General features: G+C 66.7%; 20 protein-coding genes. 2 read left to right on the top strand and 18 right to left on the bottom strand.

From position 1 onward, the window contains the following. Window positions 1–58: 58 nt before the first annotated feature. The 16 genes from CEY09_RS03030 to CEY09_RS03105 all read right to left on the bottom strand — a co-directional run bounded on the left by CEY09_RS03030 (window position 59) and on the right by CEY09_RS03105 (window position 15,638). A complete protein-coding gene (locus CEY09_RS03030) occupies window positions 59–1,387 on the bottom strand; it encodes an LLM class flavin-dependent oxidoreductase (RefSeq protein WP_088587486.1) in 1,329 nt (442 codons plus the stop codon). An 11-nt stretch (window positions 1,388–1,398) separates the two neighbouring features. After that, window positions 1,399–3,396, bottom strand: coding sequence for a family 2A encapsulin nanocompartment cargo protein cysteine desulfurase (locus CEY09_RS03035; RefSeq protein WP_088587487.1), 1,998 nt, complete (start codon window positions 3,394–3,396; stop codon window positions 1,399–1,401). Window positions 3,397–3,404: 8 nt separating this feature from the next. Further along, window positions 3,405–4,337 (bottom strand): family 2A encapsulin nanocompartment shell protein, encoded by a 933-nt coding sequence (locus CEY09_RS03040; RefSeq protein WP_088587488.1) that lies wholly within the window; start codon window positions 4,335–4,337, stop codon window positions 3,405–3,407. A 91-nt stretch (window positions 4,338–4,428) separates the two neighbouring features. After that, on the bottom strand, window positions 4,429–5,358 hold the full coding sequence (gene epsC, locus CEY09_RS03045) for a serine O-acetyltransferase EpsC (protein ID WP_088587489.1): 930 nt from the start codon (window positions 5,356–5,358) through the stop codon (window positions 4,429–4,431). A 1-nt stretch (window position 5,359) separates the two neighbouring features. Continuing rightward, entirely contained in the window at window positions 5,360–5,854 is a 495-nt protein-coding gene (locus CEY09_RS03050; protein ID WP_088587490.1) for a rhodanese-like domain-containing protein, read from the bottom strand. Window positions 5,855–6,045: 191 nt separating this feature from the next. Next, window positions 6,046–6,675 carry a class I SAM-dependent methyltransferase gene (locus CEY09_RS03055; RefSeq protein WP_088587491.1) on the bottom strand — a complete coding sequence of 210 codons (630 nt, stop codon included), beginning with the start codon at window positions 6,673–6,675 and terminating at the stop codon, window positions 6,046–6,048. Between the two features lie 201 nt (window positions 6,676–6,876). Beyond that, window positions 6,877–7,860, bottom strand: a complete 984-nt coding sequence (locus CEY09_RS03060; RefSeq protein ID WP_100220424.1) for a Bug family tripartite tricarboxylate transporter substrate binding protein — start codon at window positions 7,858–7,860, stop codon at window positions 6,877–6,879. A gap of 103 nt (window positions 7,861–7,963) precedes the next feature. Then, entirely contained in the window at window positions 7,964–8,764 is an 801-nt protein-coding gene (gene hpaH, locus CEY09_RS03065) for a 2-oxo-hept-4-ene-1,7-dioate hydratase (RefSeq protein ID WP_088587492.1), read from the bottom strand. 47 nt (window positions 8,765–8,811) lie between these two features. Then, complete coding sequence (locus CEY09_RS03070) at window positions 8,812–9,243, bottom strand: nuclear transport factor 2 family protein (RefSeq protein ID WP_088587493.1); 432 nt, start codon at window positions 9,241–9,243, stop codon at window positions 8,812–8,814. An 8-nt stretch (window positions 9,244–9,251) separates the two neighbouring features. After that, entirely contained in the window at window positions 9,252–10,481 is a 1,230-nt protein-coding gene (locus CEY09_RS03075) for an NAD(P)/FAD-dependent oxidoreductase (protein WP_088587494.1), read from the bottom strand. Then, window positions 10,478–10,798 carry a non-heme iron oxygenase ferredoxin subunit gene (locus CEY09_RS03080; RefSeq protein ID WP_006225819.1) on the bottom strand — a complete coding sequence of 107 codons (321 nt, stop codon included), beginning with the start codon at window positions 10,796–10,798 and terminating at the stop codon, window positions 10,478–10,480. Before CEY09_RS03080 ends, CEY09_RS03075 begins: the two co-directional genes overlap by 4 nt. 2 nt (window positions 10,799–10,800) lie before the next feature. Further along, window positions 10,801–12,069 carry an aromatic ring-hydroxylating dioxygenase subunit alpha gene (locus CEY09_RS03085; protein ID WP_006225820.1) on the bottom strand — a complete coding sequence of 423 codons (1,269 nt, stop codon included), beginning with the start codon at window positions 12,067–12,069 and terminating at the stop codon, window positions 10,801–10,803. 22 nt (window positions 12,070–12,091) lie between these two features. Continuing rightward, the gene (locus CEY09_RS03090; RefSeq protein WP_088587495.1) at window positions 12,092–12,583 is read right to left on the bottom strand and encodes an aromatic-ring-hydroxylating dioxygenase subunit beta; all 492 of its coding nucleotides are present in this window, start codon (window positions 12,581–12,583) and stop codon (window positions 12,092–12,094) included. A gap of 39 nt (window positions 12,584–12,622) precedes the next feature. Beyond that, window positions 12,623–13,723, bottom strand: a complete 1,101-nt coding sequence (locus CEY09_RS03095; protein ID WP_088587496.1) for a cupin domain-containing protein — start codon at window positions 13,721–13,723, stop codon at window positions 12,623–12,625. A gap of 57 nt (window positions 13,724–13,780) precedes the next feature. Continuing rightward, the gene (locus tag CEY09_RS03100) at window positions 13,781–14,779 is read right to left on the bottom strand and encodes an ornithine cyclodeaminase family protein (RefSeq protein ID WP_088587497.1); all 999 of its coding nucleotides are present in this window, start codon (window positions 14,777–14,779) and stop codon (window positions 13,781–13,783) included. Further along, on the bottom strand, window positions 14,772–15,638 hold the full coding sequence (locus tag CEY09_RS03105) for a fumarylacetoacetate hydrolase family protein (RefSeq protein WP_088587498.1): 867 nt from the start codon (window positions 15,636–15,638) through the stop codon (window positions 14,772–14,774). Before CEY09_RS03105 ends, CEY09_RS03100 begins: the two co-directional genes overlap by 8 nt. Before the next feature lie 216 nt (window positions 15,639–15,854). Here CEY09_RS03105 and CEY09_RS03110 point away from each other — a divergent pair, with 216 nt between their 5' ends. Both CEY09_RS03110 and CEY09_RS03115 read left to right on the top strand, forming a co-directional pair. Next, window positions 15,855–16,586, top strand: coding sequence for a GntR family transcriptional regulator (locus CEY09_RS03110; protein WP_006225825.1), 732 nt, complete (start codon window positions 15,855–15,857; stop codon window positions 16,584–16,586). A 218-nt stretch (window positions 16,587–16,804) separates the two neighbouring features. After that, on the top strand, window positions 16,805–17,485 hold the full coding sequence (locus CEY09_RS03115) for an isochorismatase family protein (protein WP_088587499.1): 681 nt from the start codon (window positions 16,805–16,807) through the stop codon (window positions 17,483–17,485). Window positions 17,486–17,535: 50 nt separating this feature from the next. Here the strand turns inward: CEY09_RS03115 and CEY09_RS03120 are convergent, their stop codons facing one another. Beyond that, window positions 17,536–19,269: an acetyl/propionyl/methylcrotonyl-CoA carboxylase subunit alpha gene (locus tag CEY09_RS03120; protein WP_088587500.1), complete on the bottom strand. Its 1,734-nt coding sequence runs from the start codon at window positions 19,267–19,269 to the stop codon at window positions 17,536–17,538. Between the two features lie 16 nt (window positions 19,270–19,285). Further along, entirely contained in the window at window positions 19,286–20,902 is a 1,617-nt protein-coding gene (locus CEY09_RS03125; protein WP_088587501.1) for a 5-oxoprolinase subunit B/C family protein, read from the bottom strand. Between the last annotated feature and the right edge of the window lie 12 nt (window positions 20,903–20,914).

Genomic DNA, 20,914 nt, shown 5'->3' on the forward strand with positions numbered 1-20,914 from the left:
TCGGATTTCGAAATCCGGCAGAAACTAATGCCCATAAGCATCATGGGCGTGGTGACGGTCAGCGCGGAAAATGCCGATTTTCCGGGCGTGGCAAGCCCAGGTTCTCGCGCAGCGTGCGGCCTTCGTATTCGCGACGGAAAATGCCGCGCCGCTGGAGCTCGGGCACGACCTGCTCGGTAAACGCGTCCAGGCCACCGGGTAGCCACGGAAACATCACATTGAAGCCGTCAGCCCCTTCCGCCTCCAGCCATTCCTGCATTTGGTCTGCGATGTGGCGCGCCGTTCCCACCATGGCCAGCCCGCCGTAGCCGCCCAGGCGCTGGGCCAATTGCCGCACCGTGAACCCTTCGCGTTCGGCCAGGGCGATCACCCGCTCGCGACCGCTCTTGCTGGCGTTGGTCTCGGGAACCGGGGGCAAGCGCGCGTCGGGGTCAAAGGCCGAGGCATCGCAGCCCAAGGCAATGGACAGCGAAGCGATGGCACTTTCATAGTGGACAAGGCTGTCCAGATGCGCGCGGATATCTCGCGCCTGGCGGTCCGTTTCACCCACCACGACGAGCACGCCTGGCAAGATCTTCAGGTGATCGCGATGGCGCCCCAGCCTGTCCATCCGGCCTTTGACGTCGGCGTAGAACCGCCTGCCCTCCTCCAGCGTGGACTGCGCCGCGAACACGACTTCCGCCGTCTCTGCGGCCAGTTGCCTGCCGGGTTCCGACGCGCCCGCCTGCACGATGACCGGCCAGCCTTGCACCGGACGGGCGATGTGCAGCGGCCCCTTCACCGACAGGTGCTCACCCTGGTGATTCAAGGCCCGCAGCCGGGTGGGGTCGAAATACACGGCGCTGTCGGCGTCGCGGATGAAGGCGTCGTCGGCCCAACTGTCCCACAAACCGGTCACCACATCGTAGAACTCCCGGGCCCGGGCGTAGCGGGCCGCGTGGTCGGGCTGACGGGTACGGCCAAAGTTCAGCGCAGCGTCGGGGTTAGAGGTGGTGACGATGTTCCACCCAGCCCGGCCCTGGCTCAGATGGTCCAGCGACGCGAAGCGCCGCGCCACGTGAAAAGGCTCGTCGAAGGTGGTGGACGCCGTGGCCACCAGCCCCAGATGCTGCGTCGCCTGGCTAAGCGCCGACAACAGCGTGAAGGGCTCGAACGACGTCGCGGTGTGGCTGCGCTTCAAGGCATCGATCGGCATGTTCAACAGCGCCAGATGATCCGCCATGAAGAAGGCGTCGAAGCGCGCCCGCTCCAGGGTTTGGGCGTAGCGCTTCAGGTGCTCGAAGTTGAAGTTGGCGTCGCGATGCGCGCCCGGATAGCGCCAGGCGCCCGTGTGGATGCTGACGGGGCGCATGAACGCGCCCAGCTTGAGTTGACGTTGCACGCTCATGCTTGCCCCCTTTATGCCTTTCGCCTGACCGAGGACAGCCGCTGCACCACATCCAGCAGGCGATCGATTTCGTCGTACGTGTTGTAGAACGCCAGCGACGGGCGCACGGTCGTTTCCACGCCGAACCGGCGCAGGATCGGCTGCGCGCAATGGTGGCCCGTGCGCACGGCGATGCCCTCCTCGTTCAGCGCATGCCCCACCTCTTCGGTGCTGTAGCCGTCCAGCACGAAGGACATGACGCTGGCCTTCTCTGCCGCCGTGCCGATCAGGCGCACGCCCTTGATGTCGCCCAGCCCCCGCATGCCGTAGACCAGCAAGTCATGTTCGTAGCGCCCGATGTTCTCGATGCCCAGTCGCGTCACGTAGTCCAGCGCCGCGCCTAGCCCGACGGCATCCGCGATATTGCCCGTGCCCGCCTCGAACTTGTTGGGAATCGGCTGGAACACCGTCTTCTCGAAGGTCACGTCGGCGATCATGTTGCCGCCACCTTGCCAGGGCGGCATGTCTTCCAGCACCTCGCGCTTGCCCCAGACGACGCCAATGCCCGTCGGGCCGAAGATCTTGTGGCCGGAGAATACGAAGAAGTCCGCGCCCAGCGCCTGCACGTCCACCCGCATATGCGACACCGACTGCGCGCCATCGACCAGCACGCGCGCGCCCGCGCGATGCGCCAGGTCCACGATCTCCTTGACGGGCGTTACCGTGCCCAGCGCATTCGACACCTGGGTGACCGAGACGATGCGGGTACGGTCATTGAGCAGCTTTTGGTATTCATCCAGCAGGATCTGCCCGGAATCGTCCACCGGGATCACACGCAGGCGTGCGCCTTTGGCGGCTGCCAACTGCTGCCAGGGCACGATGTTGGCGTGGTGCTCAAGGTTCGACACGATGATTTCGTCGCCCTCGCCCACATGTTGCGCGCCCCAGCTCTTGGCCACCAGGTTGATCGCCTCGGTCGTGCCGCGCACGAAGATCACCTCGTTCACGTCGGGCGCGTTGATGAAGCGGCGGGCCCGCTCGCGCGCGCCTTCGTAGGCGTCGGTGGCGCGCGCCGCCAGTTCATGCGCCGCCCGGTGGATGTTGGAGTTTTCGTGGGCGTAGAAGTACGCGATACGGTCGATGACGCTTTGCGGCTTGTGCGTGGTGGCGGCGTTGTCGAACCACACCAGCGGGCGGCCGTTGACGCGCTCCTGCAGCACCGGGAAATCACGCCGCACCGCGTGCACGTCGAAAGGCGGATGCGCATCGGCCCCCGCGCTGGGCGCCGTGCGCGCCGTGGGATGCGCCGGCGTGACATAACCGCTGGGCAACACCACCGCATCCACGAAGTAATAGCTGGGCTCCCCAGCCGGCGATGGGGGTCTGGCTGGGGCCGGGCCGGGTCCGGCAGCGCCCAACCCCGGCAAGGACAGTCCGGCCAGTTCGTCACTGCCCCGCGTGCCGCCCAGCACGTTCTCCTGCCCCGCCGGGTCCCCCGCGGGTTGGCCATGCGCGGCATCCAGGAAATAGTAGGAAGCCGCCTCGCGCACGGTAGCGGCCTGCCCCGGGGCGGCGCGTCCGGCCAGGGGCGCCACGCCCGTGACACCCGAACCGAAGCGCGGTTCATACGCCGGTACCGCCGTCACGACGTTGTCCGGAACGCCGTTGCCCGCCTGCGCATGCGGCAGCAGCGCAGGCGCGCGATGCGCCAGCGAAGGCAACTGCGCGGGCGATGCCGGCACCAGGTTGACGCCCGGCGCATGGCCCTGCGGAATTGGCGTACCAGGCACGCCTGGCCCCACCCCCGCCGGGCTGGCCAGCGGCGATCCCGGCGGCGCGACGTTCAGCGGGGCCTGCACGCCCGGCGGCACGGGCGCCGGCGGGGTGATCCCGACAGCCTGCCCGGGCAACGCCGTGAAGAAGGCATTGGCCAATCGGGCAAGTTCGCGAGGATCGATGGGCGCTTCAGGCGCGCCGGGCACTCCGCCGCCCAGGGCGGCGAAACTTGGAGAGGAATCGGCAATAGGCATCGTGCGGCCTACTTGTAGGTGTCGGGATAGTCGTGATATTTGCCGATCTCGACGTCATCCAGCACCGCCAGCGCATCATCCGCCAATATCGCCAGCGAGCAATACAACGAGATCAGATACGACGCGATGGCGTGATTGTTGATGCCCATGAAGCGCACCGACAGGCCGGGGCTTTGCTCGCCGGGCAAGCCAGGCTGGTACAGGCCGACCACGCCCTGCCGCTTGTCGCCCACGCGCAGCAGCAGGATCTTGGTCTTGCCGTCGGCCACCGGCACCTTGTTGGACGGAATCAGCGGGATGCCGCGCCAGGTAATGAACTGGGAACCGAACAGGCTGACGGTAGGCGGCGGCGTGCCGCGCCGGGTGGCTTCGCGGCCGAAGGCGGCAATCGCCAGCGGATGCGTCAGGAAAAAGGCGGGTTCCTTCCAGACTTTGGTCAGCAGTTCGTCCAGGTCGTCGGGCGTGGGCGCGCCGGTCAGCGGGAAAATGCGCTGCTCGTCCGTCACCTGGGACAACAAGCCATAGTCGGGGTTGTTGATCAGTTCGCTTTCCTGGTTCTCCTTGATGGTTTCGATCGTCAGGCGCAACTGTTCCTTGATCTGGTCGTGCGGGCTGCTGTACAGATCGGAAATACGCGTGTGCACGTCCAGCACAGTGCTGACCGCATTCAGGAAATACTCGCGCGGGTGCTCTTCATAATCCACGAAGGTGCGCGGCAACTGGTTCTCGTCTTCGCGCGCGGTGCACGTGACTTTGATGTTTTCGGGATTCTTGACCTTGTTCAGGCGGTAGATGCCGGCTTCGACCGGCACCCATTGCAGCAAATGCGTCAGCCAACGCGGGCTGATGGTGGCAAGTTGGGGTACGGTCTTGGTCGCATTGGCCAACTGCCTTGCGCCGTTGTCGCCCAATGCGACGGTCCCGCCTACGGTGGCACTCATTGAAATCTCCGAAGTGAACAAACAAGCAAAACGACTCAGACAAGCAAAATGAAAGGGCCGAAGCCCTCATGAGGTACTGCCCACTGTTGAATCAGGCGGCCCGCTCCTGCTCCGGGCCCGGAAGGCTGCGCGGGCGCTGCGTACTGCGCGGCCCCGCCTGCGTGACCGTGGCGCCCGGGGCCACGTCGTCCGTAATCCAGACATTGCCGCCGATGACGGCGCCCTGCCCCAAGGTGACGCGGCCCAGGATCGTGGCGCCGGCGTAGATCACCACGTCGTCTTCCACGATCGGATGGCGAGCCACCCCTTTTTCCAGGTTGCCGTCGGCATCGGTCACAAAGCGCTTGGCGCCCAGCGTCACGGCTTGATAGATGCGCACGCCCCGCCCGATGCGGGCCGTTTCGCCGATGACGACGCCGGTGCCATGGTCGATGAAGCAGCCAGGGCCGATCTGCGCGCCGGGATGAATGTCGATACCCGTCTCGCCATGGGCAATTTCTGCCGCGATACGCGCCAGCAGTGGCAGGTCCAGCAAGTACAACTGGTGCGCCAGCCGGTGATGGATCAGCGCGTGGATACCGGGATAGCAAAGCAGCACCTCGTCGACGCTGCGCGCCGCGGGGTCGCCTTGATAGGCGGCAAGCACGTCGCTGTCCAGCAGCCGGCGCACATCCGGCAGCGCGGCCGCAAAGCGGCGTACGATCGACGCCGCGTGATCGTCCACCGCGGGATGGTCGGGCGCGTGGCGCCGCAATTCCAGCCGCGCCTGCTCCAACAGGCTGCGCAGGGCTGCGTCCAGCGTATAACCCACGTAGAAGTTCTCGCTCTCGTGGCGCATGTCCACGGGCCCCAGGCGCATGGGGAAAAGCGCGCGCTTGAGTTTGTCGAAGATGTCGGCCAGCGCTTCGCGCGAGGGGAATTCGCGTTCGCCCGGCTCGCGTGTGCGCTGCTGAGAGGTCCGCCAATCGGCGCGGATGCCTTCTAGCGCACGGACGACGCCTTCCAGATCGAAGACGGCCATATCAGTCCTGGATCCAGGGCAGCCCGCGATACCGCCAGCCGTCGTTCAAGCCGCGATGCTGATTGGCGTCGAGCTCACCCTCGAAGCCCTCGAACACGTTGAAGACCGACGAGAATCCGGCCTTGGCCGCGGCTTCGGCGGCCAGGGCAGATCGCTTGCCGCTGCGGCACAGCAGCAGCACGACGGCCGCTTTGCCGCCGGCGCTGGCCACCTTTGCTTCAAGTTCCCGCACGAAGCGCGGGTTGCGCGTCAGGCTCGTGCCGGTGGCCCATGGCACGTGGACCGTGCCCGGAATGTGGCCCACGAACGTACGCTCTTCCGCCGAGCGCACGTCCACCAGCACGGCATCGCCGTTCTGCGCCAGCGTCCAGGCCTCAATCGGTGTCACGCCGCCCGCATAGGGAAGATGGCGGTCCCGCGCTTCGGCGCGCGCCCGTTCCAGCGCGGCCGGCAGGACCCGTTCGGATATCGGGGCTTCGGTGGTGTCGTAGCTCATGGCGCAAGGGCCTCCTGGCGATTCGTCGCGCCAGGCGCGACAGAACCCACAATCTAGGCCCTAAGCCGTGAAATCCAAATGAATTAAAAGTCGGAAATTAAGAACCGCCAGTTGTGTAGCGGTGCATTGCCCGGCAAGCGGCGCGCCGACGGCATCGGTCGGCGACCACCGCAGCGACCTGAACGCCGGGGCTATTGCCGGGTCAGGCGGTATACCGACGCAGGCGGCAGATTGAGCGGCACGAAACGCTCTCTGCGCGCCGACAGCCCACACGCGTCCAGCACGGAGCGGGAAATCGGGCAGCGCACGCCATAGGTGAAAAAGTGCATGGCGCCGCCTGGCCGCATGGCCTCGAACACAGCGGTCAGCAGCTGGTGATGGTGCACCCCGCTCATGTTGCGCAATGGCAGCCCGCAAATCGTCGCATCGATGCCGTCCAGTTCGGGGTGTAGGTGCCGCGACAGGTCTTGCGCCGACACCTGCAGCACGGCGGCTTCCGGGAACTGCGTGCGCAGGCTTGAGCTCATGCCCGAATCCTGCTCAACCAGGACCAGCCGCGAGGGATGTACGCCTTTGCGCAGCAGCTCGCGGGTGAACACGCCGGTGCCGCAACCCAGTTCCAGCACTTTTCCTGCCATGGGCGGCACCGCTGCGGTGATCGCCGCCGCCAGCGCCGCCCCGGAAGGCGACACGGCGCCGATGGCCGCGGGGTTGGACAACAGCGCCTTGACGAACTGCTTGCGCTCTTGCAGCCAGGTCATCCGCCACTGGGACGGATGCTTGTGCCGCGCGGCGGTCTTATATGACGACGAGGAATGCATGGGTGCCTTTGTCTCCGGTTCCAGGACCCCCATGCATGATTGCTGCGCTGCACAGGAGAACTACAAAGACATTACCTGCCCCAGACCGCCCGCACCGGCAACCGGACGTAAGCACGTTTATCAATTGGCGGCGACAGGACAGGACGGCCGCCACAGCGGGCGGCCGTCGCTGTCAGCTTGCGTTGCAAGTCCCCGTGGCGATCAATCGATCGCCGCGCCTGCGGTCTTCACCACCTTGCCCAGCCGCGTGTACTCTTCGGCGCCGAAGTCCGCCAGCGATTGGCGGGTCGTGGGCGACGGAACCGCGCCGCGGGACTCCAGCGCCTTGCGCACTTCAGGACGCTGCAGCGCCTGGTTCACCGCGGCGTTCAGCTTGTCCAGGACGGCAACCGGGGTGCCCTTGGGCGCGTACAGCCCATCCCAGGCGAAGAACTCGTAGCCCTTGACGCCCGCCTCGCTGATCGTGGGGATGTCCGGGTTGGAACCCACCCTTTCAGGCGTGGTCACGCCCAGCGCCCGCAGCTTGCCCGCGGCGATCTGGCCCGACACATTGGGCATCACATCGATCAGGAACGAAATGCGTCCGCCCAAGAGGTCCGTCATGGCTGCGCCGCCGCCCTTGTACGGAATGTGCATGACACGGATGCCGGCCATCTGGTTCAAAAGTTCACAGGCCAGGTGCGACGAGGTGCCGTTGCCGGCCGACCCACAGGTCAGTTCGCCAGGATGGGATTTGGCGTAGTCGAGCAGCTGGGCCAGCGTCTTGAAACGGTCGTCGGTGCCGTTGACCACCAGCGCGGCGGCGATGACGGTAAAGCGCGAGATCGGCTCGAAGTCGCTGGGGGCATAGCCGGGCGACTTGTAGAGCCAATGGTTGATGGCCTGCGTGCCGTTGGTGCCATAGGACAGCGTATAGCCGTCCGGCTTGGCCCGCGCGGCGATGGACGCGCCGATATTGCCGCCCGCGCCCGGCCGGTTTTCCACGATGATGGATTGACCCAGTTCGCGCGACAGCGGTTCGGCCACCAGGCGGGCCAGCGTGTCGCCGCCGCCTCCTGCGGCAAAGGGCACGACCAGCGTGATGGCGTGGGCGGGCCAGTCGGCCTGCTGCGCCAGTGCGGCGCCTGCTGTCAGCGACACGCAGGCGGCAGCCGCCATGTGAATGAGAGTCTTTGAAGGGTTCACTGTTGTCTCCTGGGGGATGCGTTAACGCGCGCCCGCGGCGTTGTAGGTATGTCGGGCGCGTGGTTGGATTCGGAAATGGGTCAGGCGTCTCCTGGCGGTTGCGTTACACGAAGCGGCAGCTCACCGAGCCCAGCGGCCCGTAATCCACATGGAAGGTGTCGCCTGCCTGGGCAAAGACGGGCCGCGTGAACGATCCGCTCAGGATGATCTGGCCGGCTTCCAGCGTGACGTCATGCTCGGCCAGTTTGTTGGCCAACCACACCACTCCGTTGGCCGGATGGTTCAACACGCCCGCCGCCAATCCGGTTTCCTCGATGACCGCGTTGCGCGACATCATGGCGCCCACCCAGCGCAAGTCCATGTCGCCCACGCGCACGGGCCGGCCTCCCATCACCACGCCGGCGTTCGCCGCGTTGTCGGCAATGGTGTCGAACACCTTGCGCGGCCGTTTGGTCTCGGGATCGATCTGGTGCGACCGCGCGTCGATGATCTCCAGTGCCGGAATCACGTAGCGCACGGCGTCCAGCACGTCGAACAAGGTCACGCCCGGCCCTTGCAGGCGCCGGTCCAGGATGAAGGCCAGTTCAACCTCGACGCGCGGCACGATGAAGCGGTCGCGGGGGATCTCTGCGCCGTCGGCGAACAGCATGTCGTCCAGCAACGCGCCGTAATCGGGTTCGTCGATCTGCGAGGACAGCTGCATCGCACGCGAGGTCAGCCCGATCTTATGACCGACCAGCCGGCGGCCGGCCGCGATCTTCTGAGCGACCCATTCGCGCTGGATCGCATAGGCGTCGGCAATGGTGATGTCCGGATGGTCCAGCGACAGCGCACGCACCTGGGTTCGCGTCTGTTCCGCTTCGTCCAGCCGGCGCGCCAGCGCCTGGATGGTGGGGGTATCCATGTTGTCTCCTTGGCTTTTTTTGCTTATCCCGCGTCGGGCTCGGGCTTTTATTCGGGTTTGGGTTCAGGCGGCAGATGACGTCGGCTACGCTTGTCGGCCAGGCGCCAACCGGCGCCGGTGTCCACCAACGCGTCCTGGCAATCCCGGATGGCGACGAGCCTGGGCGCCCCGCCCTGCTCGTGCGGCACGCTTTCGTAAGCGGTCAGGAAATATGCGACGGTGGCGTGCGCGCCTTCCAGCGCGGTCAGGCGCAGGTTGGTGATGACGTGGCAAGTGGTGCGTTCCGGCGCTCGGGCGTTCAACGCGGCCAGGACTTCCTGCGGGCCGAACAGCCGCTTGCCCTGCCGCAGCCACACGCCGTCTTGCGCCATCAGCGCGGCTGCGTCCTCGTGGCGGCGGGTGTCCAACGCATGGAAGAAGTCCAGGACGACCGCTACGCAAGCGGCCTGGACTTGCAGGGTGTGGGTGGAATGTTCCAAAGGCGTCCTCATCCGATCTGGGCGCTGGCCAGCGGCACGTCTGGCCGCTGCAACAACGCCGGGTCCAGGACCGCGCCTTGCGCGATCCACTTGCGCAGTTGACGGAGATCCCGCGCTGCGTCCACCGCCACCGCGGCCACGAGGCGGCCGCCGGCATCCAGCGCCATGGACAGCAGCGCCCGGCCATCGGCCTGCGGCCGCAATACCTCGCAGGCCGCCAGCGCCGGGAAGCCGACGATCTGCACCATGGCGTCGTATTGCTCCGACCAAACGGCACCGGTCGGTACATAGGGCGCCGTCTCGCCCAGCGCCGACAACGCGGCCGCCGTGCCCTGGTCTTGCGCGTTCTGCCAGGATTCCAGACGGATCCGGCCGCCGGCCGCGGCGTGCGCGGAGACCGCCACGTCGCCCGCAGCGTAGACGTCCTCTGCCGACGTGCGGCAATATTCATCCACCAGCACGCCGCGCTCACAGGCGATGCCCGCATCGCGCGCCAACGCATCATTGGGCTGCAAGCCCACTCCAAGCACCACCGCGTCGGCGGCAATGCGGGTGCCGTCGGCCAGTTCGGCAACGGCTTTCCCGTCCGCCTGCGCCTGCACGGCGCGCAGCCCGGCATTGACTCGGATATCCACGCCGTGCGCGGCATGCAGCGCAGCGAGGTGGGCCGACACGCCCGGCTGCACGCTGCGGGCGCACAGCCGCGGCGCCTGTTCCAGCACCGTGACCGTGCTGCCCGTCTGCCGCGCGGTGGCCGCGACTTCCAGCCCGATCCATCCCCCGCCGACGATGACCAGATGCTTACCCGGCCCCAGACTCGCGCGCAGGCGCAGGGCATCGTCCCGCGTACGCAGCACATGCACGCCGGCGCTGTCGACACCGGGCAGCGCCGGCACTAGCGGCCTGCCGCCCATGCAGAGGATCAGCTTGTCGTAACCCAGCGCACCGCCACCGGACGTGTCCACCTGGCGTTCCCGCAACCGCAGGCGCGTCGCCGACACGCCTGGCTGAAATTCGATGTCCAGCTGTGCCAGCCGCTGGGCCGAGAACAGCTCTGTGCTTTCGGGCGGCGCTTGCCCGCCCAGCACGGCCTTGCTCAAGGGCGGACGTTCATAGGGCGCATGCGGCTCGTCGCCCAGCAGCACGACCCGGCCGGCGTAGCCGCGGTCGCGCAGCGTGGCGGCGGCCCAGCCGCCAGCCTGCCCCGCACCCACGATGACGATGGCGCCCGTGTTCACGCGGCCTCCGCCTTCAGGTAGATCGTGTTCGCCTCGACCCGCACCTCGTAGCGGCGCAGGTCCGTCGTAACGGGCGGGCATTGCGGCTTGCCGGTGCGGATATCGAAGACGCCCTGATGCAGCGGGCATTCAATGGTGCCGTCTTCTACATAACCGTCCGCCAGGCTGGCGTTGCCATGCGGGCAGCGGTCCTGCGTGGCGCAGATCTCTCCCTGCAAGTCATACAGGCAGACGCCTTCTCCATCGTGCACGACGCGCAAGGTGCCAGTATCGGGCGAGATGTCGCCGACCTGGGCGACGGGTTTCCAGGTTTCCATGCTTACAGCCCCATTGCCTTGCGGTAGTAGTCGTAGAACGACCGGATCAGCACTTCGGTCACCATGTAATCGGCGGGCTCGGTATCGCGCCCGCCCATTTCGACGATTCCCCGCGCCTCGGGATACCCCGTCACGCCGATCTGCACCTGGTTCAGCATTTCGCTGTCGTCCATGGACACGAATCCCGCCGGACCCAGCAGGTTGGCGTGCTTTAAACGCAGCCGCGTCATTTCCTCGTCGTCGTCCTCATACCCGTAATAGGTGAACACCAGTTCGTGCTCGGTGGGGCTGCGCGGAATCACGTGGCGCGTCTTCAGGGAATTGGCCTGGATGCCGAACTGCGCGGCCGGGAACACCCAGGCGCCGCCCACGCGGCCCCGGTTGAATTCAGCGCGCGGCGTCACGGTTTCCAGGTCGAGCAGTTCCAGGTCATCGCGGAAGCGGCTCATTTCGGTCGTGGCCGCCGTCTTCTTCTTGCCTTCGTTGTGCGACACCATGACGCTGTGCGCGCCGCCGCCCGTGGGGATGCATTCCGACTTGGAGTCGGCCCGCCACAGGCCGAAGGTGATGTAGAAGGTATGCAGCAAGGTGGCGTGGTACGGGTCCTTCAGGTTTTCCAGGTACATCTTCCAATTGCTGGGGATCAACTGGCGGCTGTAGCCCAGCAGCTTGAGCGGCTTGCCCGGCAGCATGTGGTCGATCTCGGCCAGCACTTCCGGCCCGCAGTAGTCCTCGAAGCTGGGCGCCTCGTCAGAGAACGTGGCCCAGATCGAGCCGCCCCGGTTCACGCTGCGCAGCTTGCGGATGCCGTTCTGCTTGGGGTCGAAGTCCTTCGGCATACCGCCTTTTCCCATGGCGCCGCGACGGAACGGCACGCCTTGCAGGTTGCCGTTCAAGTCGTAGTTCCACTGGTGGTACGGGCACGTGAAGTCCGTCACACGGCCGGTGTTGTGCCAGCAGATCTGCGCACCGCGATGAGCGCAGCGGTTCTCCAGCACGGTCACTTCGCCGGTTTCGGTGCGGACCATGATGACCGGCCGGTTGCCGATCCAGTTGCGCTTGTAGCAACCGACCTCCGGCACTTCGCATTCCAGGCCGACGTAATTCCAGGTCTGCCCGGCAAAGAAGATGTCCATTTCCTTCTGGAAAATGGCCGGGTCCGTATAGACCCAGTTGGGGATGCGCGTATAGCCCTCTTTGGGCCAGCGGCGCTCGATATGAATGGGAGCCTCGGCAGGCGCGTCCAGCACGGCGGAGTCGGAACAGGTCATGGCAGGTTTCCTTGCAGCGGATTCAGAGAGGCACGATCAGCGACGTGCGCACGCGGTAGTTGTCGTAGACGCAGTCGCGGCGGGTGAACGCCAGGCCGTCCGGCCCGTCGCGCAGCACGTCCAGGTACCGGCCCACCATGTTCAAGGTGGGCTCGCGGTCGGACAGCGACTCCATCACCGCGAAGTTGGCCTGCGCCACGATGTGGTCGCCCTGCACTTCCATCACGCGCACGCCGCTCACGAAATGGCGCAGCGAGCGCGGCTCGAACATGGTGGTTTCGCGCAGCGCCGTGACGCGGTCGCGCAGCATGTTCTTGTTCATGCAGTAGATCAGGCCCAGCGGCAGGCCGGCGTCGTGGTTTTCACGGGACAGCACGCGGTAGTGGCAGTCTTCGGTGAAGAAGTCGGGCCATGCTTCAAGCCGGTTTTCGTCCAGGCAAAAGGCGTAGTCGTCATAGAAGTCCCGCAGGCGGGCACGCAACGACAACACGCCGGAATAGTCGGTCAAGGTCATGGAAGGATCCGGGAATCGGTTCATGGGAAGCGCGTCCGCTTACGAGGCCGCGGCCAACTGCGCGCGGTTGCTTTCAAAGCCGCTCTGGCTGCCCAGCGCCAGGATGGGTTCCTGCATGCGCTCCTGCCAGATCAACGACTCCATCGCAATTTGCAGGGGGTGATCCTGCACGGTCAGCGCCGACGTGGTCTCGGTGCCCGAATGGTGCGAGTGCATTGCCCAGCCCGGCGCGGACAGGATCAGGTCGCCGGCCTTCCAGTCCAGCCGCGTGCCGCTGACCTTGCTGTAGCCGTTGCCGCGCAGGTAGTAGTTGATGGCAGACGAGCTGTGCCGGTGCGGCACGTGGTGGTTGTCCGGCGGCGACGAGGAAATCGTTGCAAAGAAACTATGCGTGGTGCCGATGCGGCGTTCGGTGGCCGGGTTGTACAGCACGAAGAGCCGGCGGCCGTTGTAGCCGCGCGCCATGTCTTCGACGGTAGGCAGGTAGCGCGACACGTCCGCCCACGGCCAGTGCAACGCCTTGGATTCCAGCACGTCGATATCGATCAGCCACTCGTAGCCCATCAGCCAGGCGCCATCTGGTGTGATCTGTTCGCGCAAGGCCAGGTCACGAGACCGCGGGCCGTCCGCAGCGCGGGCCGGCACAGGCTTCGTGTTGGCATCCGCCGGCGGGACATCGCCCTCGAACTCCTCGACGTAGTGGATCTCCAGCTTTTCCAGCAAGGGCGCGTTCGAGTACGACAGCCGCACCCAGGGCGTCTTGCCCTCGTTGCGGTAGGAATGCACCTGCATGGCCGGCGTATTCCAGACATCCCAGTGGCCAACGCGGATGTCGCGGCCCGCCACAGTGGCCACGCCCTCGCCGCTGATACAGATCTCCAGCATGTTGGAGTTCTTGCGCAGATTGAACGTGCGTTCGCCGGGGTTCACCACGTTGATGGTCACGTCCGTGCCGGGGGCCAGGCCCAGGCCGGGCGCGGTCGCCTCGGGATGCACGATCAGCGAGGCGCGGCGGCCGTTGTCCGGCCGGGGCGCATCGATCAGCCGGGCGATTTCCAGATCGATGTCCTCTTTCGGGACCACGATCGACGGCCATTTGTTCTGCTCGCGGGGGCTGGCCCCGCTGACGTCGACGAACATGCTTGTCTCCTGTTGCCGCCGGCGCTGCGGCCGGCTGTCTCGTTGATTGGATTCAGTTCAAGGCTGCGCAAGCAGCAGGTTTTCCCGGGTTTGGGCAGGCAGCGCCACGCCCAGGCCGTGGTCGCGGGCGTGCTCGTACACCTCGCGCGCCATCGCCAGGTCGGACAAGCCCATGCCCATGCCTTTGAAGATCGTCAGGCGGGCGCCCTCCGGCCGCGCCTGCCCTGAGGCAAGCAGGTCGCTCAGTACCGATACGCCTTGCCACGGCGTCCCGTCTGCGCCGTAGCGTTCGCGCAGTTCGCGCGAGCCCCGGCGGGCGTTTTCCAGGTCGTCCACCACCACTTGGTCCGCGCGGTCGAACACATCCTGGGCAAATTCCGCCTTGGACGGCAAGATCGCCCCCACCGCATTCAAGTGCCGGCAGTCGGCCAGCATGGCGGCGTCGACAAAGGGTTCGACGGCGCGCGTGATCAAGGTGACGATCTGGGCGCCGGCCAGCGCGTGTTCCAGGCTGGCCGATTCCTCGACGTCGAACGCGTACTTGCCCGCCACACTGGCCACAAAGGCGCGGCGCTTCTCGGGCGTGGGGCTATAGACCCGCACGCGCCGCAGCTTGCGCACCGCAGCCAACGCCGCAAGTTGCGTAACGGCCTGCGGCCCGGTGCCGATCAGCGCGGCCTGGGTCGCGTCTTCCGGCGCCAGCGCCCGGGTGGCGACACCGCTGATCGCCGCCGTGCGCAGCATGCCCAGCGCCCGCGCTTCAATGATGGCGCGCAGAATACCGGTGCCCGCATCGAACAGGCTGAACAACGACCCGCCGCCCGCCTTGGTGTGGACCCAGGTCTTGAAACCCGCATATCCGCCCCCGTCCGTCTGCACGGACCCCAATGCATGCATTGAGCTGCCGTCGCCCCAGGTGGCCAGCGCCTTGGGCAAATTGCGCGCCTGGTCCTTGCCTTGCGCGACCAGCATGGCGTGCAGCGCATCGATGGCCCGGTGGATGCCCAGCACCGAGACCACGTCCCGCTCCGTCAGATACCGCAGCGCATCAGTCATGCGCGTCTCCTTGTTCCGGGGCGGGTTCGTCCGCCACCGTGTTGACCAGGGTCCCGATGCCGGGAATCTCCACTTCCAGCGTGTCGCCCACAGCGAGAAAACGCGGCGGCTTGCGGCTGGAACCCACGCCTTCAGGCGTCCCGGTAGCGATGACGTCGCCCGGCGACAGCGGCGTAAAGGCGCTGATATAGGCAATCAGTTCGGGAATCGGAAAGATCAGGTCGGACACGTCGCCCTGTTGCATGACCGTGCCGTTCAGGCGGGTAATGACTTGCAGGCGCGCCGGGTCGCCGACCTCGTCCGCGGTAACCAGCCACGGCCCGATCGCCCCGCTGCGCTCGAAGTTCTTGCCCGGCGTGACCTGGGCGTTGTGCTTCTGAAAATCGCGCACCGAGTTCTCGGCCATGCAGGTGTAGCCCGCCACATGCGACAGGGCGTCGCGCGCGGCGATGTGGCGCCCTGCCCGGCCGATGACGACCGCCAGTTCGCCCTCGTAGTCGAACTTGTCGGAAAGGCGGGGCTTCCACACCGGCGCTTCGTGCCCGACGAAGCTGTCTGCGAACCGGGCGAACATCGATGGATGGGCGGGCAGTTCGCGGCCGGCCTCGGCCACGTGGCGGCCGTAGTTCAGGCCGACACACAGGATCTTGCGCGGCGCGGGCACCGGCGGCAGCAGCCGCAGCCCGGCCAAGGTCCTACAGGGCATGCCGACCGTCTGCGCCGCCTGGGCGATCTGTTCCGCGCCCGCCTCAAGCGCAGCGGTCACGTCGGGCCAGACCTGCGTCAGGACCACGACGTCGGCGCCGCGCAGCACGCCCCAGGCGTTGCGGCCTGCTTGATCGAAGCTGACAAGCTTCATGTTGTCTCCTGTGCCTGCGGTGCTTTCGCATGCATTGGTGTATTTCTTTGCATGCAATCGTGAGCTAATACCCACTTCTACCACTGTTTTTTGTGGATTATTGCATGCAATTTTGATGAATCGCAAGATGCGGATCGATTTTTTATGGCCTATTGCATGCAATTTTGTAGGTACACTGGAGGCCCTAACCGCCCCTTATTCCGCCGACGCTTCGCTATGGCCGCTCAGATCGACAAAGTTATTTCCGAACTCCGGGACATGGTGCTTTCCGGCGCCCTGCAGCCGGGCGAACGGATCGTGGAGTTGCAGTTCTCTGCCCGCCTGGGCGTCTCGCGCACGCCGTTGCGCATCGCCTTGACCGAGCTTGAGAAGGAAGGCCTGCTGGAGCGCTTGCCGTCCCGGGGCTTCCGGGTGCGCTCATTCACCGTCGATGAGATCGGCGACGCTGTGGACGTGCGCGGGGTGCTCGAGGGCATGGCCGCGCGCCTGTTGGCCGAGCGCGGCGCCTCGAAGGAAGTGCTGGAGCAACTGTCGCAAGCGGTCGAGGAAGGCCGCAACCTGCTGGCGCCCGCCCGCCGCGACCCGAACACCACCGTGGATGCCCGGGCCTGGGGCCAGATCAACCGCCGTTTCCACGAGATCCTGTGCGAAGCCGCCGGCAATCGCGCCTTGTTATCGGCGCTGGAGCACAACAACAAGACGCCGCTGGCCGGCCCGGCCGCGCTGACGCTGCCGTCCACCCCGTCGTTGTTGGAAACGCCCTTTGTCCTGCGCGCGCAGGCAGACCACGAAGATCTGCTGCGCGCCATCACCCGGCGCGAAGCCGTGCGGGCCGAGAACCTGATGCGTGAACACGCCTACCGCAGCCGCGAAAACAAGCGTGTTCTGCTGGACTCGTTGCGGGGCGCGTTGTCGGCCCAACCGCTATTGGCCGATCACAGCGCGTAAACCGCTGTCTGCGAACGACGCCGCGTCGTCATGGGCGCGAACCGCCCATCGTTTAATCAGTCGTCCTGAATATAGAACACTCATGGCAAAATTCCGCTACTAGCGGATATGTTGTTCTTTTTATATCGTTAATGGCAGTCCAGTTCCCGACATGACAGGCGACGAATGCCTGCCACTGCAGGGCAGTTGCCCGCTATCGATTCCCCAGGAGACTATCCATGAGCACCCCCGCAAACTTCAACGGCGCCCGCCCGGTCATCGACCCCGACAACGCCGCGATGCTGTTGATCGACCACCAGAGCGGACTGTTCCAGACCATCGGCGACATGCCCTTCACGACTGTGCGGTCGCATGCTGGCGCCTTGGCGAAGATGGCCACGCTGACCAAGATGCCCGTCATCACGACGGCGTCCGTGCCGCAAGGTCCCAACGGCCCGCTGATCCCGGAAATCCACAAGAACGCGCCGCACGCCAAATACGTGGCCCGCCGCGGCGAAATCAACGCGTGGGACAACCCCGAATTCGTGGCGGCCGTGAAGGCCACCGGCCGCAAGCAGTTGATCATCGCCGGCACCATCACCAGCGTCTGCATGGCCTTCCCGAGCATTGCCGCGGTGAACGGGGGCTTTCAGGTGTTCGCCGTGATCGACGCGTCGGGCACGTATTCGAAGATGGCGCAAGAGATCACGCTGGCCCGCGTCGTCCAGGCCGGCGTGGTGCCGATGGATACCGCCGCCGTCGCGTCTGAACTGCAACGCACGTGGCACCGCGACGATGCCGCGCAATGGGCCGAACTCTACGGCGCGATCTTCCCGTCCTATCAGCTGCTGGCCGAAAGCTATGCGAAGGCCCAGGAAGTCGAGAAGAACCAGGAACTGCTGGACTCCCAGCGGACCTGATCCCAACTCCCCGGCTGGTTTGTGGGCCGTGCCGCCGGCCGGCCCACCCTTTACTCGATCCGCCCGATCTCGACGCCCGCCGTCACCGCCTTGCCTGCGGCTGCCTGATGCGTGAGCACGCCGTCGCGATGCGCCAGCACTTGCATTTCCATCTTCATGGCTTCCATCGTGGCGATCAGTTCGCCTTGCTTGACGGTGGCGCCGTCTTCGGCGTTCCATGACTGGATGGTGCCCGCAATCGGCGCGGCCACGCTTTGCGCGCTGGCTTGCGCCGGGGCGGCAGTTGCCTCCCCTCCTGCCGCCGCGCCGGCGGATTGCAAGCCGCGCAGCAATTCGGCGGGCAGGCCCAGCGACACGCGCCGGCCATCGATTTCCACCGCAGTACGGTGCAGGCTCACCGCGCCCAGCGGGGCCGGACGCACGGCGGCTTCCAGATCCGTGGCGAAGTCGGTCTCGATCCAGCGCGTGTGCACCTTGAAGCCTTGGCCGTCGCCGATGAAATCGGCATGGTCCAGCACGGCGCGGTGGAACGGCAGCACCGAGGCCACGCCTTCAATGCGGAATTCGGCCAGCGCACGGCGGGCGCGCGCGATCGCCTGTTCGCGCGTGGCGCCGGTGACGATCAGCTTGGCCAGCAGCGAATCGAAGGTGCCTGGAATGGTGGAACCGGATTGCACGCCGCTGTCCACGCGCACGCCCGGGCCGGACGGCGCGGCGAAGGTCGTGATGAGGCCCGGCGACGGCAGGAAGCCGCGGCCCACGTCTTCGGCGTTGATGCGGAATTCGATGGCATGGCCGCGCGGCGCGGGCGCGGTGTCGATGGCCAGCGGCAGGCCGTCGGCGATGCGCAGTTGCTCGACCACCAGGTCCAGGCCGCAGGTTTCTTCGGTGACGGGGTGCTCCACCTGCAAACGGGTATTCACTTCCAGGAACGAGATGGCACCCGATGCGCTCAGCAGGAATTCCACCGTGCCGGCGCCAACGTAGCCGGCGTGCGCGCAAATGTCGCGCGCCGACGCGTGGATGCGCTGGCGCTGCTCGTCGCTGAGGAACGGCGCGGGCGCCTCTTCCACCAGCTTCTGGTTGCGGCGCTGCAGTGAGCAATCGCGCGTGCCCAGCACCACCACCTTGCCATGCTTGTCGGCCAGCACCTGCGCTTCGACGTGGCGCGGGTGGTCCAGGAACTGCTCGACATAGCATTCGCCGCGGCCAAACGCCGTAACGGCTTCGCGCACGGCGGACTCGTACAGGTCGGCCACGTCTTCCATGCGCCAGACGACCTTCAGGCCACGCCCGCCGCCGCCGAACGCCGCCTTGATGGCAATCGGCAAACCGTGTTCGTGCGCAAAGGCCAGCACCTCTTCAGCGCCGCCGACCGGACCGGGCGTGCCCGCCACCAGCGGCGCGCCCACTTCCAGGGCGATCTTGCGCGCCTGCACCTTGTCGCCCAGCCGTTCGATGGTTTCCGGCGACGGGCCGATCCAGGTCAGGCCGGCGTCGATCACGGCGCGCGCGAAGCCGGCGCTTTCGGACAGGAATCCGTAGCCCGGATGCACGGCGTCGGCGCCGCTGCGGCGCGCCACCGCCAGCAGCTTGTCGATATTGAGGTAGGTGTCGGCCGGGCGGTCGCCCTCCAAGCCGAACGCCTCGTCGGCCATGCGCGCGTGCAGCGCGTCGAAATCGGCGTCGGCGTAGACCGCGACGGACTTCACGCCGTAATCGGCGCAAGCGCGGATGATGCGCACCGCGATTTCGCCACGGTTGGCGATGAGGACTTTCTTCATGGCTGGCATATTCAGGTTATTGCGTTGTGACTTGCGCGGCGGGAACGTCAACCGGGACAAAGTCGGAAACGGGGTTGAAGCGCACGCGCGCGCCGATCGGGATCTGCGCCGCGCGGTCCAGGTGCCAGGGCGCCACGGAGCCGATGACCGGGTAGCCGCCCGTCAGCGGGTGGTCGGCCAGGAACAGCACCGGCTGGCCGCTGGCAGGCACCTGGATCGACCCCTTGCGCGTGCCCTCGCTGGGCAGTTCGGCATGGTTGGCGCGTTGCAGCGGCCGGTCGCCGTTCAAGCGGATACCGACACGATTGGACTGCGGGGTGACGGTCCAGGACTGGCTGGCAAGCAGCGCCACGGCGTCAGCATCGCACCAGTCGGTGCGCGGCCCCAACACGACGTCCAGCACCACCTCGACGTCCTGCACGGGCAGGTCCGCAGCCGGCAGTTCCGGCGGGCCGACGATGGCGCCCTGCCCGGCAGGCAGAATGCCGATGTGGTCTCCGGCGGCAAGCGCATCGGGGCCGACGCGCGCGAGCGTATCGGTCGAACGGCTGCCCAGCACGGGTTCCACAGCGAAGCCGCCGCGCGCGGCCAGGTAGTAGCGGATGCCCGCGGCCGGCTGCCCCAGCGTGAGTGTGTCGCCGTCGTTCAAGGCAAGAGCCTCGTGGCCGGGAACGGTCCAGCTGGCCCCCTTGGCATCACGCAGGGTCAGCTCGCCTCGCGCGCCTGTCACGGCCACCACGCAGGCGCCATGCGCGCGGACCTGGAAGCCGCCGTACACGATTTCGAAGCAGGCCTGGCCGGGCTGATTGCCGACCAGTCGGTTAGCGGCGCGCAGCGCGCCCCGGTCCATTGCGCCCGACGCAGCCACGCCCTGGCGGGCCTGCCCGGGGCGGCCCAGGTCTTGGAAAAGCGCTTGCAGGCCGGGCGCCACCACTTCCAGCGAAGGCGTGGCGGTGCTAGCACGGCGGGACGCGGCGGGATCCACGCCTGCGGCGGGCGTCGGCGCCTTGGCGGCAGGCGCGGGACCGGCGTCGATGAAGCGGACGCGATAGCCCGGCTGGAGCAACGCGGGCGTGTCGCGAGACAGGTCCCACATGGGGGTCGTCGTCACGCCAAGGATCTGCCATCCACCGGGGCTGGCTTGCGGATAAACGCCGCTGAATGTGCCGGCCAGCGCCACCGCGCCCGCCGGGATGCGCGTTCGCGGCGTCTTGCGCCGGGGCACGTCCAGGCTGGGGTCGCCGCCGCTCAGATACGCAAAGCCCGGCGCAAAGCCGGTGAACGCCACGCTATAGGTGCTGGCCGTGTGGCGGCGCACCACTTCGTCGGGGGGGATGCCGAGCAGGGTTGCGACTTCGCCCAGGTCTTCGCCGTTGTAATGGACGGGAATTTCAATCAGCGTGCCGTCGCGCGCAACGCGGCCCGATGTGTCGCGGCCGCCGATATCGGCGATCAGCGCCTCGCGCGTCACGCGGTCCGGGCGGAACACCACCAGCACGGTACGCGCCGCCGGCACCAGCTCGGTGACGCCGTCAATCGGCCGGGCCTGCAGCGCATCAAACAGCGCCAGGGTCTGCTCCAGATCGTCCAGTTCAACGAGCAGGGCATCGGTATTCACGGGCAGAAAGCGCACGTGTTCTCCTAG

The organism is Achromobacter marplatensis (assembly GCF_002209535.1).
Classification (GTDB): domain Bacteria; phylum Pseudomonadota; class Gammaproteobacteria; order Burkholderiales; family Burkholderiaceae_B; genus Achromobacter; species Achromobacter marplatensis.

Coding starts and splice junctions, on each gene's coding strand:
- CEY09_RS03030 (WP_088587486.1), bottom strand. CDS start 1,387: ATGAGCGTGCAACGTCAACTCAAGCTGGGCGCGTTCATGCGCCCCGTC.
- CEY09_RS03035 (WP_088587487.1), bottom strand. CDS start 3,396: ATGCCTATTGCCGATTCCTCTCCAAGTTTCGCCGCCCTGGGCGGCGGA.
- CEY09_RS03040 (WP_088587488.1), bottom strand. CDS start 4,337: ATGAGTGCCACCGTAGGCGGGACCGTCGCATTGGGCGACAACGGCGCA.
- epsC (WP_088587489.1), bottom strand. CDS start 5,358: ATGGCCGTCTTCGATCTGGAAGGCGTCGTCCGTGCGCTAGAAGGCATC.
- CEY09_RS03050 (WP_088587490.1), bottom strand. CDS start 5,854: ATGAGCTACGACACCACCGAAGCCCCGATATCCGAACGGGTCCTGCCG.
- CEY09_RS03055 (WP_088587491.1), bottom strand. CDS start 6,675: ATGCATTCCTCGTCGTCATATAAGACCGCCGCGCGGCACAAGCATCCG.
- hpaH (WP_088587492.1), bottom strand. CDS start 8,764: ATGGATACCCCCACCATCCAGGCGCTGGCGCGCCGGCTGGACGAAGCG.
- CEY09_RS03080 (WP_006225819.1), bottom strand. CDS start 10,798: ATGGAAACCTGGAAACCCGTCGCCCAGGTCGGCGACATCTCGCCCGAT.
- CEY09_RS03085 (WP_006225820.1), bottom strand. CDS start 12,069: ATGACCTGTTCCGACTCCGCCGTGCTGGACGCGCCTGCCGAGGCTCCC.
- CEY09_RS03090 (WP_088587495.1), bottom strand. CDS start 12,583: ATGACCTTGACCGACTATTCCGGCGTGTTGTCGTTGCGTGCCCGCCTG.
- CEY09_RS03095 (WP_088587496.1), bottom strand. CDS start 13,723: ATGTTCGTCGACGTCAGCGGGGCCAGCCCCCGCGAGCAGAACAAATGG.
- CEY09_RS03100 (WP_088587497.1), bottom strand. CDS start 14,779: ATGACTGATGCGCTGCGGTATCTGACGGAGCGGGACGTGGTCTCGGTG.
- CEY09_RS03105 (WP_088587498.1), bottom strand. CDS start 15,638: ATGAAGCTTGTCAGCTTCGATCAAGCAGGCCGCAACGCCTGGGGCGTG.
- CEY09_RS03110 (WP_006225825.1), top strand. CDS start 15,855: ATGGCCGCTCAGATCGACAAAGTTATTTCCGAACTCCGGGACATGGTG.
- CEY09_RS03115 (WP_088587499.1), top strand. CDS start 16,805: ATGAGCACCCCCGCAAACTTCAACGGCGCCCGCCCGGTCATCGACCCC.
- CEY09_RS03120 (WP_088587500.1), bottom strand. CDS start 19,269: ATGAAGAAAGTCCTCATCGCCAACCGTGGCGAAATCGCGGTGCGCATC.